The following is a 17,728-nucleotide window of genomic DNA, read 5'->3' as shown; positions in this document are numbered from 1 at the left end:
GTGTCCGGCCCCTACGTAAAAAACGCACCCGCCTCTTTATTTGCCGTAGGGGCGGGTGTCCTCACCCGCCCGCCAGGGGTTCAAATATGCTCTCGTGAAGCCGTAGGGGCGACCCTCGCAGTCGCCCGTGCCGGATGCGGAATCAGATTTCGCTCCCCTTTGTAGGGGCGGCACACCGGGCCGCCCGAGCCTTCCCCCTCCAAGGGGGAAGGTGCCGAGCGTATGCGAGGCGGATGAGGGTGACCTTTTTACCCGAATCATCCACGGCGGGAGCCCCAAGGGGACCCCCTGCCCAAACTCGGAAGGTGTCTTTGAAACCCGTAGGGGAGGGGCTGAAGGTGAATCGGCTGAAGACCGAGAGAAGCCACCCTGGGGTGTGCCCCTCCCGCGGGCCGGCCAGTGTCCGGCCCCTACGTAAAAAACGCACCCGCCTCTTTATTTGCCGTAGGGGCGGGTGTCCTCACCCGCCCGCCAGGGTTTCAAATATGCTCTCGTGAAGCCGTAGGGGCGGCCCTCGCGGTCGCCTGTGCCGGATGCAGAATCAGGTTTCGATTCCCTTCGTAGGGGCGGCACACCGGGCCGCCCGAGAACGGCCCGATGAGGGCATCGGGCCCTACGAGAAAAACGCAGCGTTGCCCGTGTTCGCCGTTTCCCTGAGCCGCACTTGAACCCCGCCGCAACAAAGGCGCTTTCAAACAGGGGAGTGCCCGGCCCTCGATTACCACCAAGCCAGCGGCAGCGAAAGACGAGGTATAGCGTGTCAACTGATCCACCCGCGCCTTTGCGTCGACAGAAAAGTCTGCCTAATTGGCACTCCCGTAAAATGGGGTCCGGGGCCGACTCCCCCTATCAGGGGGAGATGGCCCGAAGGGCCAGAGGGGGTAGGGTGGGCGACTATGGGCACGAAGTGTCCATCGGAGCCGTCCCCGGCGGCGTTTTGCCTACTTTGCCGCCACGGGCAAAGTAGGTCGCCCAGCAGGGCGAAACCCTACATAACGGCGCGCCGAGTCGTCGCGCCCTACACGGGTTGGAAACCTGCCCCCTCATCCGTCTGGCCTAGCGGCCAGCCACCTTTCCCCCCAGGGGGAAGGCTGAAACAGGACGGGACGGCGAAACACCCCAATAAGCAAAAGACAAGGCGGGCGGCCCAGTGTGCCGCCCCTACAGAGAAAGAGCGGCGAAATACCCCCAAAAATTTTTTATAAAAAAGACCCCGCCGCCCGCAGGCGGCGAGGTCCCAAAGGGTTATCGCTCCGAAGGGGACTGTGTCCACTTCCACTCCCGCACCTCGGGCAGGTCCTGCCCGTAGGTGGTGATGTACTGCTTGTGTTCCACCAGCTTGTCCCGCATCTCCTGGAGCACGTAGGCGGCGGTGTTGCCCAGCTGGGGCAGCCGCTTCACCGTGTCGATGACCAGGCTGAAGCGGTCGATGTTGTTCTGCACCCGCATGTCGAAGGGGGTGGTCATGGTGCCCTCCTCCTTATAGCCCCGCACGTGCAGGTTCTTGTTGTGCCGGCGGTAGGTGAGCTCATGGACCAGGGTGGGGTAGCCGTGGAAGGCGAAGATGATGGGCTTGTCCTGGGTGAACAGAGCGTCGTAGTCCTCGTCGGTGAGGCCGTGTGGGTGCTCCGTGTGGGGCTGGAGCTTCATCAGGTCCACCACGTTCACCACCCGGATCTTCAGATCGGGCAGGTATTTGCGCAGAATGGTGACGGCGGCCAGGGTCTCCAGGGTGGGGGTGTCCCCGCAGCAGGCCATGACCACGTCGGGCTCCACCCCCTGGTCGTTGGAGGCCCACTGCCAGATGCCGATGCCCTGGGTGCAGTGCTTCACCGCCTGGTCCATGGTGAGCCACTGGGGCCGGGGGTGCTTGGAGGCCACGATGACGTTGATGTAGTTGCGGCTCTTCACACAGTGGTCGAAGCAGGAGAGCAGGCAGTTGGCGTCCGGGGGCAGGTAGAGACGCACCACGTCCGCCTTTTTGTTGGCCACGTGGTCCAGGAAGCCCGGGTCCTGGTTGTTGAACCCGTTGTGGTCCTGCTGCCACACGTTGGAGGAGAGTACATAGTTGAGGGAGGCGATCTTCTGCCGCCAGGGGAGCTGGTTGCACACCTTCAGCCACTTGGCGTGCTGGGACACCATGGAGTCCACGATGCGGATGAAGGCCTCATAGCTGTTGAAGAAGCCGTGGCGGCCGGTGAGCAGATAGCCCTCCAGCCAGCCCTGGCACAGGTGCTCGGAGAGCATGGCGTCCATCACTCGCCCGTCGGGGGAGAGGTCCTGGTCGGTGCGGGGGTCGGCGGGGTCCATCCACCGGCGGCCGCTGGCCTGGAAGGCGGCGGACAGGCCGTTGGAGGCGGTCTCGTCGGGGCCGAACACCCGGAAATTCCGGGCCTCCTGGTTCAGGCGCAGCAGGTCCCGCACATAATTTCCCAGCACGGCGGCGTCCTCCTCCTCCACCGCGCCGGGGCGGGGGACGGACACCGCGTACTCCCGGAAGTCGGGGGTGCGCAGGTCCCGCAGGAGCAGCCCGCCGTTGGCGTGGGGATTGGCGCCCATGCGCCGGTCCCCCTGGGGGGCGAGGGCCTGGAGCTGGGGGATGAGGGCGCCGTTCTCGTCAAAGAGCTCCTCGGGGCGGTAGCTCCTCAGCCACCGCTCCAGCTCCTGGACGCGGCCGGGCTTGCCGTCGTGGACGGGAATGGGGATCTGGTGGGAGCGCCAGCTGCCCTCCACCGGTTGTCCGTCTACCTCCTTGGGGCCGGTCCAGCCCTTGGGGGAGCGGAAGACGATCATGGGCCACCGGGGGCGGGCGGCGTCGCCGGTGGTGCGGGCGTACTCCTGCACCCGCTGGATCTCCCGCACCGCCCAGTCCAGGGCGGCGGCCATCTTCTGGTGCATCTGCTCCGGTTCGTCCCCCTCCACAAAGCGGGGTTCCCAGCCGCAGCCCTTGAAGAACATCTCGGCCTCCTCCCGGGAGATGCGGGAGAAGATGGTGGGGTTGCCGATCTTGAAGCCGTTCAGATGGAGGATGGGCAGCACCGCCCCGTCGGTGATGGGGTTTAAAAACTTGTTGGAGTGCCAGGCGGCGGCCAGGGGGCCGGTCTCCGCCTCCCCGTCACCCACCACGCAGGCGGCGATGAGGTCCGGGTTGTCCATCACCGCCCCGAAGGCGTGGGCCAGGGAGTAGCCCAGCTCGCCCCCCTCGTTGATGGAGCCGGGGGTCTCGGGGGCGGTGTGGCTGGGGATGCCCCCGGGGAAGGCGAACTGGCGGAACAGCCGCTTCATGCCCGCCTCGTCCCGGCTGATGTTGGGGTAGACCTCGCTGTAGGAGCCGTCCAGATAGTCCTGGGCCACGATGGCGTTGCCCCCGTGGCCGGGGCCGGACAGATAGATCATGTCCAGGTCATACTTGACGATGGCCCGGTTCAGGTGGGTATAGATGAAGTTCTGGCCGGGACAGGTGCCCCAGTAGCCCACGATGGTGCGCTTCAGGTGCTCCTCCTTCAGGGGCTCCCGGAGCAGGGGGTTGTCCAGCAGGTACAGCTGGCAGGCGGACAGGTAGTTGGCCGCCCGCCACCAGGCGTCGATGGCCCGGACCTGTTCCTTGGTGAGGGGGTCCTTTTTGGACATCCGGGCCGGGGCCTTCTGGGCGGGCCGGACCGGGTCGGCAGCTTTGGGCATAGGTAGGTGCCTCCTTACAGTAGTCGTTTGCCATTAAGTATAGCGTAAAATCGAAAAATGTCAATTCAAGTCCGGCCCTGTCTGAAAAAACAGCGGGGCAGGGGCACTACAAGCCGGATAAACAGCGCAGGGATGGAAAAAAGCGCCGGTGTAACCGGAGGGAGGCGGTGGGAAAAGGCGGTTAAGGGCCTCCCAAGGGCCAGGCATATCAGAGGGCTTATCCCCATATAGTATACGGAAATGACCGGCCCACAGGCCGAAGGAGGAATTCAAGTGGAAGACCGCAAAATCTACGAGGATATCGCGCTTCGGACCGAGGGCGACATCTACATCGGCGTGGTGGGGCCGGTGCGCACCGGGAAATCCACCTTCATTAAGCGGTTCATGGAGACCATGGTCATCCCCAACATTGAAAACGTGTACCGCCGGGAGCGGGCCCGGGACGAGCTGCCCCAGAGCGGCTCCGGCCGGACCATTATGACGGCGGAGCCCAAGTTCGTCCCCGAGGAGGCGGTCACCGTCTCCATGGAAGGGGGCGGGGCCTTCCAGGTGCGGCTCATCGACTGCGTGGGGTACATGGTCACCGGGGCGGTGGGCCAGCTGGAGGGGGAGGAGGAGCGAATGGTGACCACCCCCTGGTTCGACCACGAGATCCCCATGTCCGAGGCGGCGGAGATCGGCACCCGGAAGGTGGTCTCGGAGCACTCCACCATCGCCATTGTGGTAACCACAGATGGCTCGATTGCCGATATCCCCCGGGAAAACTACCTGGAGGCGGAGGAGCGGGTCATCTCCGAGCTCAAAGAGCTGGGCAAGCCCTTCCTGGTGGTGCTCAACTCCGCCTACCCCAGCTCCGACCGGGCCCGGGCCATCCGCGCCGACATCGCCCAGCGGCACCAGGTGACCTGCGTGGCCTGCAACTGCCTGGAGCTGGGGGAGGCGGACATCCACGACCTGCTCAAGCAGGTGCTTTACGAGTTCCCCCTGAAGGAGCTGGACCTGTTCCTGCCCCCCTGGGTGGACGCCCTGCCCCAGGAGCACCCCATCAAGGCCGCCCTGTACGAGGCCATCCGGGAGGGGGCGGACCGGCTCCACCGCATCCGGGACGTGGACGGGGCGGTGGGCTCCATGCGGGAGTGCGAGCAGGTGAGCGAGGCCAGGGTGACCGCCATCGACCTGGGCACCGGCCTGGCCTCCGCCGTGCTGGAGCTGCCCCGCTCCCTGTTCTACGAGACCCTGTCCCAGCAGTCGGGCTTCCAGATCGGGGACGACGGGGACCTGATGGCCCTGCTCACCCAGCTGGCCCAGGTGAAGGCCAAGTACGACAAGGTGGCCGACGCCCTGAAGGAGGTGGAGGAGACCGGCTACGGCATCGTGGTGCCCTCCATCGACTCCCTGGTGCTGGAGGAGCCGGAGATCGTCAAGCAGGGGGGGAGGTACGGGGTCCGCCTGAAGGCCAGCGCCCCTTCCATCCATATTATATGGAACAAAAAGAAGTTTAGAACTGCGAAGCCCACAAAACGGGAGGACGTTACAAGTGAAGTTGGCAGTGCTGGTCTGAATGCGGAAAGGAGACGGTCCCCTCGGTGGGGCCGTCTTTTCCTTGTCAATATGTATTATATTATGAGGGGCTGGACAGGGATTTGGTCTCTAGGGTTCGTACTTAGGAGAAAACATCAGCCGAGAGTTATATAAACAAGTCAAAATTGAAATTGCAGAAAAGAGTGGGAGTAATTCCCACTCTTTTTTAAGCGGCTCTGTTCAGTTGACTTACTTTGTCGATAAATTCTTTCATATTCTCGATATAGCGATAGGGAGCATACTCAGAGTAAATGTCCGGTGAATCCAGAATCACAATTTGAACGCCGTCCGCTCGCAGGGCCTCCAACGTTCCAGGCAAACACCTGGCCTCATTCGGTGTTTTACAGCAGAGGTAGGCAATGCAGCCTTGCTGATCAAAAATCTTTGCTACAACATATATTTTTTTATTCTCCATGATAGTTAGCCTCCTGCTCATGCAACCGCATTAAGAAATCGTTTTCAGATTGAATGATGCCTTGAGAAAACTCCTGATAAAGTGATTGCCCAAGCTTTGGTGATTTATATTTGTAGATATACTTATGGCTCCACTATTAGTATAGCATGCTCGACGAAAAAATTAAAGCTGTTTCTGAAACGCACTTTGTAGTGCGATAGAAGATGAGTCCGTTACAGAGAACGAGCTGCAACGGGCGATTTCTGATTCTGATATTGATTTTTAATTCGCAGGGCACAAGTAAAAATCGATATAGGCAGCGGCTTTACAAACACACTTTATCATAGTTGAAATGGATACATTTTTCAGATAAAATGGACCTGGATACGTGTTCTTTGCCAAGGAACAGAAATCAGAACACTGTTTTGCTTGAATTTATGAAGGTTCCTGGAGGTGTAAGTTTATGGATGAAGTCAAAACGGTGAAAATCTATACCTGGAAATATGACAATGGAGCCTGGGGTTATGCGGTGAAGCAAAAGAATAAAGGGGAGTGGCTGGAAGAAGAGAGCTATGCAACCAAAAGGGAAGTTGAAAAATGCCATAAAAAATATGAAAAGCAACCAAATTGCCAGTCTGTTGATGAGAAGAAAATTAAAATTCGCGTGGGTTTGTCCTGTGTTGGTGATCGCTATAAAGCTGAAGAGGAGAGTAATAGGGAACGAAATGGAATAGAGGCGATGTGCGCCCTACTGAACTCCTGTGGACCAACCCCAGACGCCAAGCGGGAAATGCTGCGTTTAGTGGCTTCTGTTCTGGCTGGATACTGCGCACGTGTGTCTGCTGGATATTATATGGGATATTTGACCTCACTACAGCGGCGTGCGCCTATCATATTTGTGAAACAGGCGACATCTGCAGGAGAAATATTGGAGCGTATCATCCGTTCTTTAGCGTTGGACACTACTGAAACTAGACTTTTTCGAATGATGGGCGGGGGAAAAACGATAAAGTGTAGATATACTCCAGTTCTGCCTAGGAAAGCTAGTGACGAGAAGATTACAGACAGGGCTTTTTTAAAGCTTGAAGGCCGTAATAAACGAATGTTGCCTCAGTACCGAGATACCACCCTGATGGTTTATAGCTGGTTCCTGCGTGGAAAAGAGGGCAGACGTCTGCAACAGATGAACCGATGGGTAAGCATGGTGATCTATGGGCCATCTCTAAGGCAAGTGTTAACTACGCCAGTAGAGATCGTGGGAGAGGACCTGGCGGACTCTAATTGCCAATGGGATGTGGATGAAGTCCAGGCCTCTGTAATTCGTTATGCCCGCTATATATTGCGAAAGTCCAAAAAGAAAAAGAAATGGGAAAAAATGATTCGAAATGAGTTTTTCAGATATGATAAAGGAATTGATTCCCATAACCAGAACAGCAACGTCAAAATAAAGGTAGCGGAAAGGTATCCTATTTCCATTCAGTTGCTGGCTCTTCATCTGTTCTTGAAGGCCTGTGTTAGGGAACAGGAGCTGGAACAGAATCAGGCTGTTGAAATCGAAAAAGAGTGGTACGCCGTATTGCTTCCTGGGTGGGAAATTCGCAGCACTTCGGACTTTGTGGAGCAAGAAGATCTGAATGAAGAAAATAGAATAAAAGAAGAATTTGAAAGTGCGCTAATACAAATTTTCGAAAAAGGCTTCCCGGATAAGTTTTATATATCCAAAGAAGAGCGCAAGACAGATATGTGGGGCGATATTGGACTAGCTCCCATGAAAGAGCCACCTTCAGGTGTTTATTACGCGCGTTTTTCTAAAGAACAGTTTATAGATCTTTTAGACAAATTTTGTGGGGGAAATGGTGGGAAATGGCTGTATGACGAAGCAAAAAAGCTGATTCTAGATTATGTAGGATATAGCGACAAGATGCGCGTCCGAGCTACCGGTACCAATAAAAAGGGTGTCTTCTTTCGGATAGATAAAATGACATTTTTGCCCCAAGAACTTCGTGCCAAACTGGATGACGCAGGACATCGGGCAGAAAATGCAGGAAAGCAGAGACGCGTGTCACCTGACCCCAAAGTCTAACTTTACTGGCCTGTTCTCTGTTCCGGCTGTTCTCTGTTCTGGAGCATATATAAATATACAACTGTACCCCCGATGGGCAAAGTTATGCCTATCGGGGGACTTTTCTTTTTTGATCGGATTTGATCGGACCACCAATAGGAGAGATATGATCAGCACCGCCGAGAAAGAACCCGATTTGCAATTTCTTTTTGATTTGCAGCCCAACATCTGTAAAAAGATGAGAGGAGCTCGCAATATGATTACATCGGGATATGAATTGTCAAGGGAGTGCATTAAGGAAATCGAATTGCAGATTAACCACCGGCTTTTTGAAGCAGGGCTGATCTCTGATGAAATGTTTCGGTTGGCGCGGGAAAGGATCGTAAATATGGAATAGTCGTGCAACGCAGTGCTGGCCTGACATAATACACACATTCTCTTTGCCCATTTTTAATCGCCTTTCCACCTGAACTTATCATATACATAAGTTTACATCAATTTTTCAGATTGAGTGAACCAAAGGAAATAATAACCAAAACGCATTTTCTGAGAAGAATTTTTGATCCAGAGTTTGCGACTCCATTGACCTTTCTATTGCGCAATACTATGGATCAAAAATTCTTCGAAGAAAAGCGCCATATGAGAGAAAGTATCGCGCCGGATTGGCGTGAATGTAACTAAGAGGACTTGTTTACATTCACGCCAATCCGGCGCGAGTTTTATACTATTATCTTTTGATTTGCCAACAACCATATTTATAAATTGTTTGGAAGGAGAATGCTTTTATGAGTATCAAGAAAACAATCAGACAAGTGGCAGATACGATTGGGATCAAAGGCGAGCTGAAGAAGGAACAGGTCAATGCAATCAAAGATGGACTGGATGGCCAAGATCTTTTTATGATTGCGCCTACATCTTTCGGCAAGTCAGCAATTTTTCAGATACTCGCGATCATGGAGGGTGAGCTAACCATCGTAATTGTTCCAACCCTGTCTCTGCTTCATGATCAAGTTGATCAACTCCAACAGAGACAACTCAGTGTGGGGGCTCTGGCATCTGATTGCATGTCATATGATGAGTTCGGTATTCAAAGGGCGCTGAAACAATATGGCTATCTTATTCTCTACACTACTCCAGAGTCTCTATGGAAACTAGATCTGTCGGACATTCCGGTATCCCTTCTGGTGGTAGACGAATGCCACTGTGTGACCTCATGGGGGTATGGCTTTCGTGCAGCCTATCTGGAGATCGGTGATTTTTTGAAACAACTGCCTCGCAGACCGCAGGTGGTTGCTTTGACAGCTACCGCGCCTGTTTCAGACCGGGAGAAGATAAAAGAGCTTTTACACATGAAACATATCAAGGAATACGAAATCAGTCTTTACCGCCCAAAGCTTACATTCTCTGTCTATTCTTTTGTTTCGGAGGAAAAACGCCAGAAGGAACTGAAACGTCTGCTCAAACAATATAGCAAGTCTGGCGATGGTTCCTGCATTATCTATTGCAATACCAGGGCGCAGACCAAAGAAATCTATGATCTAGTCAAGAAGTGGTACCCCAAACAGGTGTCCATTTGCCATTCCAATCTATCAAACGGGGAACGCAAGAGGAATGAGCAGGCTTTTATGAGTGGAGAGCGCCGTATTATGGTGGCCACCTCTGCATTCGGTATGGGCGTCAATAAATCAGATGTTCGCCTGATTATCCACTACAATCTCCCGTTATCTATCATCGACTACTATCAGCAAGCTGGACGGGCAGGACGTGACGGGAGCAGGGCTCGGTGTATTTTGCTTTATCGGAAGTCCGACTATGACCTTAATCGATGGGTGATTGAGCAAAATCAAGATCCCGCTGCATTGGGGTACTCTTTGAGGGCGCTTGATGAGATGAAGGAATATGCCGACGATGAGAAAGGCTGTATGGTCCAGAGAATGTTGCTGGCCCTAGGAGAGAAATTGGACAAGCCCTGCGGACGCTGCACCTATTGTCAGAAAGCAAGGAGGCACAAATAAAAATGTTGGAATATATCGAAGTTGGGATTCATACCTTTGAACTTAGCCAGCCTCTGTCGAAAAATCAGTTCAATGAAGTTCTTAATCAAATGCGCACCAGAGGTCAATTATTTCACAATAAAAAGGGACAAGAATCCTATACTCTGCGCGACAAACAAATGCCCGGTGTCCAGATTATACTCTATCGTATCAAAAAACGGCATACTTACCGTGTTAGTATCATAGTTGAGCCTTGCCGGATATTAGGTTCGAACATCACTACGGAACTCTACCAACATTCCAAGAGGGTCTATGAAAAACTGGAAAAGTGCTTGAACTGCTATCTGGAGGAGATGTGTATCCCCGGGAAACTAGAGAATATACCTTTCAGCCGCTGTGATCTGACATGCAACATGGTCTTTTGCAGTCAAGACTACGTGGACGCCTACATCCGTATTTTGAAAAAATCTTGTCTGATTCCCAAATATCATGTGGATCACTTCAAAAAGAACGGGAGAAAGGCCAAAGATCCCCAACGGGCAAATCAGCATACATATTGTATCCGATGCAACCAGGCGTCGTTCTTTTGCTACGACAAGATCGATCAGCTGGAGATGACTAACCACTGTCCGGAAAGATTAGATGACTTAGCCATCTTAAGGCTGGAGGCTCAGTTGAAGCGCCCAAGTTTGCAGCGTGCGCTTGGTAAAAGGGCTTTGGAAAGCAATGACAAGCTTCTGAAGGCAGCATCAGGTCAGGCGGCTTTGGTGATCAGCTCCTACTTGAATAGAATGTTCCCTTGTAGCGGTACCCACCTGCGGTATGAAGATGCCGTATCAGCTATTAGGAAGGTCAAAAAGGAGGAGAGGAGGGAACTAATGCTGTCTCTGCTGCGAAAAGTGAGTGACTCTGCTACATTAGATAATGCCGTTCAAAAATTAAAATCATATGATACGGATGTGAATGATAAAAAATTAAAGAAAATATACGCTGAATTTGATAAGCAGGATATAAATCCTATTACATTACCGAACAGCAGCTCGATTGCAGAAATGCCTCCTCTCAATAAGCTTTTGTGAAAGCAACACATTCTAGTAGCGCGATATAAAGTGATTCCACTTAGAGTAGCGAGAAGGACTGAGTTGTTTTATTGTTGCGTTCATGCTATAATGCATAATATATTCCCAAAATGCGGAGGAGCAATTATGCGAATCATACATCAATCATTATGGAAACATCTAATGCTTTTCTGTATGAGGTATTATTTTGTCAACGATACTATGCTGGCTGCATAGTACAAATAAAAGGCACTTCCCTTCCAAATGTTGAACGTCTGGAATGAAGGTGCCTTTTTGTTATATTGATAACAACTGTGATAGGAGAAACAACTGATGAAAACATATAGCCAAAACCCGGATGACCTGCGGCAGAAGCTGCTGGACGATGTGTACGCTGGGGCATGTGCCGGCATGTCCGCCATGCTGCTGGAGGAGGATGAGATCCGAAAGGCGGATGACGAGGAGCTGGAGGAGATCGCCAGGCGGCATGGGCTGTAGTGGAAAACAAGAATACGGGAAGGAGCAGCGCATATGAGCAGCAATTCGGATTTTGTCATTCAATACAGAATATTGGAGAAGTACAACGGCCCTGGCGGGGATGTGGTCATTCCAGAAGGGATAACCGGAATTGGCTCCAGCGCTTTTCGTGGACGCAATGATCTCACGAGTATTATCCTGCCTGACGGCGTAACGAAGATCAAAAGCGGCGCATTTGCTGGCCAAACCAATCTTAGGCACATCCAGCTGCCTTCCACACTCAAAGAAATGGATGTAGCCGCTTTCCAAGGCTGCTCCAGCCTGAAGGAAATCATGATCCCTGCGGGAGTAACTGCGCTTGCGCGAAACCTGTTCCGAGACTGTTCCGGCCTTACCAGCGTCAGTATCCCGGAAGGCGTGATCAGCATTGGGGACTACACCTTTTCCAACTGCGTCAGTTTGGTACAAGTGGAGTTTCCCAGTACGTTGACTGCCATCCGTGAAAGCGCTTTTCACAGCTGCGCGGCTTTAACGGATCTATCTTTCCCGAAAAGCATGAAATCTATCGACACGTCCGCCTTCGTAGGTTGTACCAGTCTGCGTGAATTATCTTTCCCCGATGGTATGACCTTCATCGGCAGCTACGCCTTCTCTGGCTGTACCGGTCTGCAGACTGTCTTTCTTCCAGAAAGCGTGACCACGATAGGGGGTGCCGCATTCTATAATTGCAATAGTATTCAGATAAGCGCCCCGGCGGGCAGCTATGCCGAGCACTACGCCGAGAAGAACCATGTTGCGTTTCAAGCGGACGGCAGTGTGCAGGAAGGCGACTACATTACACAGATCACAGAAGATGGTACATGGCTGAAGTACATCGGGCCTGGCGGAGACATCGTGTTTCCGGAGGGAAAAAAGTCGGTCAGCCCCCGCCTTTTTGCGGAATGTACCACCCTCACCGGGATTACTCTTCCAGAGGGCGTAGAGGAGATTTGCGCCGAGGCCTTTGCTGGATGCACAGGCCTGGTCAGAGTATCCATTCCTGCCAGTACGCAAAAAATAGAAAAGCGGGCATTTTCCGGCTGCGGCAGTCTGACAGAGGTGAAGATCCATCCGGATAATCCCAATTTCCGATTCGAAAAGGGCATGATTCTCTCAGTCGATGGCACGATCCTGTATACCTGCGTTGGAGGGACTTCCGGAGAATGCCTGATACCGGATGGGGTGAAAAAGATTGTGGATGCCGCGTTTTCCGGGTGCGAAAAGATCACGGCCATTACGATCCCTGACACCGTCACAGCTATGGGCTCCGAGGCCTTTGCCGGCTGTGCATCGCTAACCACCCTAAAATTGTCGGCCAAAACAAAGAAAATCAGCGCCGGTCTCTGTAAAGGCTGCACGCAGCTTTATCAGGTAGAGTTTCCCCCTCTGCTGACGAGCATTGGGAAATCCGCGTTTTCAGATACCGGTCTGGAAACGGTCACGCTCCCGCAGAGTCTCACAAAAATTGATAACCACGCATTCGACGGGGCGTGCCTGACAGAGCTGACACTGCCTGCCGCCGTGGAGGAAGTCGGCGCGGGCGCCTTCGCGCGTTGCCCCTTGAAACGGATCACACTGCTGGGCAGTAAGGTCAAGTTTGGCCAAATAGTGTTTGGGGAGGCTGCACAGCCAGAGCTTGTCATCGCTGGCGGAAATATCGCGGAGCTGCAGCCCTCCATCCGTGAGATTGCTGCGCGGTCTTTTGCGGAACGCTATCTAGCCGGAGAGCAGATCTCAGACGAGGTGAAGACAAGCTGCCTGAAATACATCAAAGGCCATCGCAAGACACTCTGGACGGATCTCGCTTGCCTGCGGGTCATTCTGATGGAACGGTATCTTACGGCAAAGGACATCGGCTATTATGTGGAGGAATCGGCCAAACTCGGCAACCCCGAGTTGACTGCCGTGTTGCTGGAATATCGGAGTCAGAACATCCCGCAAGAGGACGTAGACAAGGCGGGAAAGATGAAACTTTAGAAACACCTGCCCTCCCTCTGACAGGACGGGCCGCCCCATAATTTTGAATTGAACATCAGACAGGAGAGATGAACATGAGCGGCAATTCGGATTTTGTCATTGAGAACGGCGTTTTGAAGAAGTATAACGGCCCCGGCGGGGATGTGGTCATCCCGGAGGGGGTGACCCGCATTGAAAACCAGAGCTTCTATAATTGTACAAGCCTGACCAGTGTAACTTTGCCGGAGAGCGTGACCAGCATTGGACATCATGCCTTTCAGTACTGTACCGGTCTGATTCGTATCACCATCCCGGATCGTATGACCGAGATCGAGAACGCCGCGTTTGGCGGCTGCAAGGGTCTGACCAGCGTTGTTATCCCGGACGGGGTGACCGAGATCAGGAACTTTGTGTTCAGCGGCTGTGAGGGCCTGACCAGCATTGTCATTCCAGATGGTGTGACTAAGATTGGGAGTCATGCGTTCAACCGCTGCACAGGCCTGACCAGCGTGACCATCCCAGAGGGTGTAACACAGATCGGAACGGAGGCCTTTTCCGACTGCACCGCCCTGCGGGAACTCACCCTGCTGGGCAGGACGGAGATCGGAGAGAATGCGTTTCCGGATCATGTGTCTGTCATCACGGCGGAACAGCTTCGGATGTCGGATTTCCAGCGCCCGGCTGATAAGCGGGCGGCGATCAAAGGCTTTGCTCTGCGCGATTCCGCCGGGGCGGAACTGCCGGAGGAATACCGGGCCGACTGCCTCAAATATATCAAAGGTCAGAAAAAGAGGCTCTACCCGGTGGCCCTGGACTTTATTCCCCTGCTGCATGTGATGCTGGCAGAGAAGATGGTTTCCAAGGGGGACTTTCCGGGTCTGATGGAGCAGGCGACTGCCAACGGGAATGCGGAGGCGGCCGCCATGCTGCTGGATTACCAGAGCAAGCAGTTCCAACCGGGGGAACTGCAGCATCAGGCAGAGCGAGACATGGTGCGGGAGATGGAAGCCATCATAACCGGAACATTGACGGCCGGGGATGCCAAAAAGGTCTGGAAGTACCAAAAAAATCCGGATGGTGACATCTGTCTGCTGGACTATAAGGGGGATGAGACTGAGGTGGTGGTTCCATCCGCCATTGGTAAGAGCCCTGTGACGGCCCTCGGAGATGACGCCTTCAGCCCGGAGAGAGACCGACTGACCACAGTACGGGCCGACCAGCGCCGTAAGATCACGGCTGTCCGCCTTCCCGAGACAGTGACGAAGATTGGGAACCGCGCGTTCCGTGGGTGCGTGGGTTTGAAGAGCATGATTATGGACAGGGTGACCGAGATCGGCGGCAGGGCGTTCGCCGACTGTACGGGCCTGACCAGCGTGACCATCCCGGAGGGTGTGACGAAGATTGGCGATGGGGCTTTCAGGGGCTGCACGGGCCTGACCGACGTGACAATTCCTGAGAGCGTGACCAAACTTGAGAGCGAGGCGTTCGGCGGCTGCACGGGCCTGACCAGCATTGCCATTCCGAACCGGGTAACCAAAATCGAGGGCTGGCTCTTTTGGAGATGCGAAAACCTGACCCGTGTGATCCTGCCGGCGCGGGTGAGTCACATCGGTGAGTATGCTTTTGCTGACTGTGAGAGGCTGACTGACATTGTTATTCCAGAAAAGGTGACCAGAATTGGGAAAAACGCCTTCAATGGCGCGGGCCTGATCAGCGTGACTCTGCCGGAAAAGTTGACCAGCATCGGCGAGAGCGCCTTTGAAAACTGCTGGGAACTGGCCAGCATTACCATCCCGGCCAGCGTGACGAAGATCGGGCCGGACGCCTTTGTAAATTGTCCCCGTCTCACCATCCACGCCCCGGCAGGGTCTTACGCCGAACAGTACGCCAAGGAGAAGAATATCCCCTTCCAGGCCATTGAGGAATAGCAGTTAAGTACCAAACAGGAGTGAGCCCACATGACCGAACAAGAACAGCGCCTGGACCAGCTGGCCCAGGATGTGCTGCGCCTGTCCCGCAACACCCTTCTGGTGAACCTGCGCTTTCTGGACGCGGCATTGAGCCAGTTCACCTACCATCCCGCGCCGGGCCTGTTGGCCACCGACGGGCAGCGCATCTACTACGATGCCCGGACCCTTCTCCTGGGCTATCGCCAAGAGAAGGAGCGCCCGGTGCGGGACTATCTGCACATGGTGCTCCACTGCGTGTTCCGCCACAACTTTGTGGACTCGCTGGTGGACCACGCCTGCTGGGACCTGGCCTGTGACATGACGGTGGAGGCCATCATCAGCGAGCTGGACCTGCGGGCGGCGGCCGCTGCCCGCCAGGGCCGGCAGGCCGCCCTTCTGGGACAGGTGAAAGCGGCGGTCAAGGATCTGACGGCGGAGAAGATCTACCGCTGGTATCTGGACCAGCACCTTCCGCCGGAGCAGCTGACCCGGCTGCGCCGGGACTTCCATGCTGACGACCACCGGATCTGGTATCTGCCGCTGGAGCAGGCTGCGGCCCTCACCGGATATATGGCAGGGACTGCACCAGCGGGGGAACAGGCGTCGGACGGCGGAGCAGGCCCGTCCAACGGGGACAGCCGATCCCTCTGGAGGATCAGGGGCGGACTGGCCCAGGTCTGGAAGGACATCGCGGAGCGGATGCAGGCCGATTTGGAGACCTTCTCCAGGCAGCGGGGAGACCAAGCCGGAAACCTGGTCCAGAACCTGCGGGCGGTGAACCGGGAGAAGTACGACTACACCGCCTTTTTGAAGAAGTTCGCCGTCCTGGGGGAGGCCATGAAGGTCAACGACGACGAGTTTGACTACATTTTCTACACCTACGGCATGAAGCTTTTTGGGAACATGCCCCTCATTGAACCCCTGGAGTACAAGGAGGTCAAGCGCATCCGGGAGTTTGTGGTGGCCATCGACACCTCGGGCTCGGTGTCCGGGGAGCTGGTGCAGAAGTTTATGCAGAAGACCTACAACATCCTCAGGCAGGAGGAGAGCTTTTTTCGGAAAATCAATCTGCACATCATCCAGTGCGACGCGAACATCCAGGAGGACGCGAAAATCACCAGCCAGGAGGAGTTCGACCGGTATCTGGACACCATGCAGCTGCGGGGCTTCGGCGGCACCGACTTCCGGCCGGTGTTCTCCTATGTGGAGGAGTTGCGGCGGGCCAAGGAGTTCCGCAACCTGAAGGGACTTATCTACTTCACCGACGGGTACGGGGTGTTCCCGGAGAAGAAGCCGGACTACCCCACGGCGTTCGTCTTCGTCAACGGGCGGTACGAGATCCCGGAGGTGCCTCCCTGGGCCATCCAGCTGGTGCTGGAGCCGGAGGAAATCTAATCATACAGACAGGAGGAAAAAGCTATGAGCGGCAATTCTGATTTTGTCATTGAGAACGGTGTTTTGGTAAAGTATAACGGTCTCGGCGGGAATGTGGTGATACCAGCTGATGTTGTTGAGATCAGTTACTATGCCTTCTCCGGCTGTACGGGCCTGACTGCTGTGACCATCCCGGAGGGTATCACCAAAATTGGAGCATATGCCTTCCAGGGAACGGGACTGGTCAGTCTGACCATTCCAGGCAGTGTGATGGAGATCGGCTTTGCGGCATTCTCCCACTGCGTCCGGCTTCGGAATGTCATCCTTTCAGAGGGAGTGACTGAGATCAAGAACCGGGTCTTTTCCGACTGCACAGCCCTGACCCGCGTTGCTCTCCCGGCCAGCATGACGAATATAGACGGCGACGCGTTTTACGGTTGTACCAGCCTATCCCAGGTGGAGATTGCCTCCAAAAATCCAGCGTTTTTCGTGGAAAATGGACTGGTACTAACTATGGATGGGCAGGCTGTCGTTTTTGCGCCCGCCGCTGACAGCATCACCATTCCAGAGTCAGTGACCGAGCTGGCTCCCAACGCCTTCTTCGGGCACAAAAATCTGACCCATGTGACTTTACCGGATGGACTGACCTACCTCGAAAAACATGCGTTTCATGACTGTACAGGACTGACCAGTATCGTCATTCCGGCGGGGGTGAAGGTGATCAGCTGGGGTGCCTTTCAGAACTGCACAAGTCTGGCAAGCGTCAACATCCTGGGGCCAGTGACCCGGATCTATGACTATGCCTTCTCCGGTTGTCAGAGTTTGCCGGAAATTCACATCCCCGACACCGTGACTTCCATCGGAAAGCACGCCTTTGAGGGGTGTTCCTCCCTCCGGCAGCTGCGCCTCCCGCCCAAGCTGAAGAAGATCAACGAGGGGCTGTGTTCCGACTGCGATGGGCTGGAGGAAGTGGTAATCCCGGAGAAGGTGACAGAGATCGGCCTGGACGCCTTTCGGGGGTGCGGCCTTCAGCAGGTCACCCTGCTGAGCAAGCGGGTGGAAATGGAGACCTATCCCTTTGACATGTGCCGATTTACAATGCAAGTGCAACAGTAAATAAAAAGAGTGACTCAAAGAGGAAAAGCCAGTAAAATGGTAGTTGC

The 17,728-nt window shown here is 54.7% G+C and carries 12 protein-coding genes; 10 read left to right on the top strand and 2 right to left on the bottom strand.

What is annotated here, in order from left to right:
- Window positions 1-1,245 precede the first annotated feature (1,245 nt).
- Window positions 1,246-3,630: a phosphoketolase family protein gene (locus tag H6B31_RS14375; RefSeq protein ID WP_243419069.1), complete on the bottom strand. Its 2,385-nt coding sequence runs from the start codon at window positions 3,628-3,630 to the stop codon at window positions 1,246-1,248.
- A 324-nt stretch (window positions 3,631-3,954) separates the two neighbouring features.
- On the opposite strand from H6B31_RS14375, the gene spoIVA reads away from it, so the two are divergent.
- The gene (spoIVA, locus tag H6B31_RS14370; protein ID WP_346014094.1) at window positions 3,955-5,376 is read left to right on the top strand and encodes a stage IV sporulation protein A; all 1,422 of its coding nucleotides are present in this window, start codon (window positions 3,955-3,957) and stop codon (window positions 5,374-5,376) included.
- A 52-nt stretch (window positions 5,377-5,428) separates the two neighbouring features.
- Here spoIVA and H6B31_RS14365 read toward each other — a convergent pair whose 3' ends face one another.
- Complete coding sequence (locus H6B31_RS14365; protein ID WP_204899127.1) at window positions 5,429-5,677, bottom strand: DUF6718 family protein; 249 nt, start codon at window positions 5,675-5,677, stop codon at window positions 5,429-5,431.
- Between the two features lie 442 nt (window positions 5,678-6,119).
- Here H6B31_RS14365 and H6B31_RS14360 point away from each other — a divergent pair, with 442 nt between their 5' ends.
- From H6B31_RS14360 to H6B31_RS14320, 9 genes are all read left to right on the top strand, one after another.
- Complete coding sequence (locus H6B31_RS14360) at window positions 6,120-7,739, top strand: hypothetical protein (RefSeq protein ID WP_204899126.1); 1,620 nt, start codon at window positions 6,120-6,122, stop codon at window positions 7,737-7,739.
- Between the two features lie 109 nt (window positions 7,740-7,848).
- Window positions 7,849-8,115 (top strand): hypothetical protein, encoded by a 267-nt coding sequence (locus tag H6B31_RS14355; protein WP_204899125.1) that lies wholly within the window; start codon window positions 7,849-7,851, stop codon window positions 8,113-8,115.
- A gap of 388 nt (window positions 8,116-8,503) precedes the next feature.
- Window positions 8,504-9,733 carry a RecQ family ATP-dependent DNA helicase gene (locus H6B31_RS14350; protein WP_204899123.1) on the top strand — a complete coding sequence of 410 codons (1,230 nt, stop codon included), beginning with the start codon at window positions 8,504-8,506 and terminating at the stop codon, window positions 9,731-9,733.
- A 2-nt stretch (window positions 9,734-9,735) separates the two neighbouring features.
- Window positions 9,736-10,791 (top strand): hypothetical protein, encoded by a 1,056-nt coding sequence (locus H6B31_RS14345; RefSeq protein WP_204899121.1) that lies wholly within the window; start codon window positions 9,736-9,738, stop codon window positions 10,789-10,791.
- Window positions 10,792-11,103: 312 nt separating this feature from the next.
- Window positions 11,104-11,268: a hypothetical protein gene (locus tag H6B31_RS14340; protein WP_204899120.1), complete on the top strand. Its 165-nt coding sequence runs from the start codon at window positions 11,104-11,106 to the stop codon at window positions 11,266-11,268.
- 33 nt (window positions 11,269-11,301) lie between these two features.
- The gene (locus H6B31_RS14335) at window positions 11,302-13,263 is read left to right on the top strand and encodes a leucine-rich repeat domain-containing protein (RefSeq protein ID WP_204899119.1); all 1,962 of its coding nucleotides are present in this window, start codon (window positions 11,302-11,304) and stop codon (window positions 13,261-13,263) included.
- 74 nt (window positions 13,264-13,337) lie between these two features.
- Window positions 13,338-15,170: a leucine-rich repeat domain-containing protein gene (locus H6B31_RS14330; protein ID WP_204899118.1), complete on the top strand. Its 1,833-nt coding sequence runs from the start codon at window positions 13,338-13,340 to the stop codon at window positions 15,168-15,170.
- Window positions 15,171-15,200: 30 nt separating this feature from the next.
- Window positions 15,201-16,586, top strand: coding sequence for a vWA domain-containing protein (locus tag H6B31_RS14325; protein WP_204899117.1), 1,386 nt, complete (start codon window positions 15,201-15,203; stop codon window positions 16,584-16,586).
- Between the two features lie 24 nt (window positions 16,587-16,610).
- Entirely contained in the window at window positions 16,611-17,681 is a 1,071-nt protein-coding gene (locus H6B31_RS14320; protein ID WP_204899116.1) for a leucine-rich repeat domain-containing protein, read from the top strand.
- Window positions 17,682-17,728: the final 47 nt, after the last annotated feature.

Source organism: Pseudoflavonifractor capillosus (assembly GCF_016899775.1).
In the GTDB taxonomy this organism is placed as follows: domain Bacteria; phylum Bacillota; class Clostridia; order Oscillospirales; family Oscillospiraceae; genus Lawsonibacter.
The sequence above is the reverse complement of the archived record's forward strand: the minus strand, read 5'-3'. Positions and strand labels throughout refer to the sequence as shown.

Bases quoted from the DNA above. Each gene is read 5' to 3' on its own strand.
- H6B31_RS14375 (WP_243419069.1), bottom strand. From the start codon at position 3,630: ATGTCCAAAAAGGACCCCCTCACCAAGGAACAGGTCCGGGCCATCGAC.
- H6B31_RS14365 (WP_204899127.1), bottom strand. From the start codon at position 5,677: ATGGAGAATAAAAAAATATATGTTGTAGCAAAGATTTTTGATCAGCAA.
- H6B31_RS14360 (WP_204899126.1), top strand. From the start codon at position 6,120: ATGGATGAAGTCAAAACGGTGAAAATCTATACCTGGAAATATGACAAT.
- H6B31_RS14350 (WP_204899123.1), top strand. From the start codon at position 8,504: ATGAGTATCAAGAAAACAATCAGACAAGTGGCAGATACGATTGGGATC.
- H6B31_RS14345 (WP_204899121.1), top strand. From the start codon at position 9,736: ATGTTGGAATATATCGAAGTTGGGATTCATACCTTTGAACTTAGCCAG.
- H6B31_RS14340 (WP_204899120.1), top strand. From the start codon at position 11,104: ATGAAAACATATAGCCAAAACCCGGATGACCTGCGGCAGAAGCTGCTG.
- H6B31_RS14335 (WP_204899119.1), top strand. From the start codon at position 11,302: ATGAGCAGCAATTCGGATTTTGTCATTCAATACAGAATATTGGAGAAG.
- H6B31_RS14330 (WP_204899118.1), top strand. From the start codon at position 13,338: ATGAGCGGCAATTCGGATTTTGTCATTGAGAACGGCGTTTTGAAGAAG.
- H6B31_RS14325 (WP_204899117.1), top strand. From the start codon at position 15,201: ATGACCGAACAAGAACAGCGCCTGGACCAGCTGGCCCAGGATGTGCTG.
- H6B31_RS14320 (WP_204899116.1), top strand. From the start codon at position 16,611: ATGAGCGGCAATTCTGATTTTGTCATTGAGAACGGTGTTTTGGTAAAG.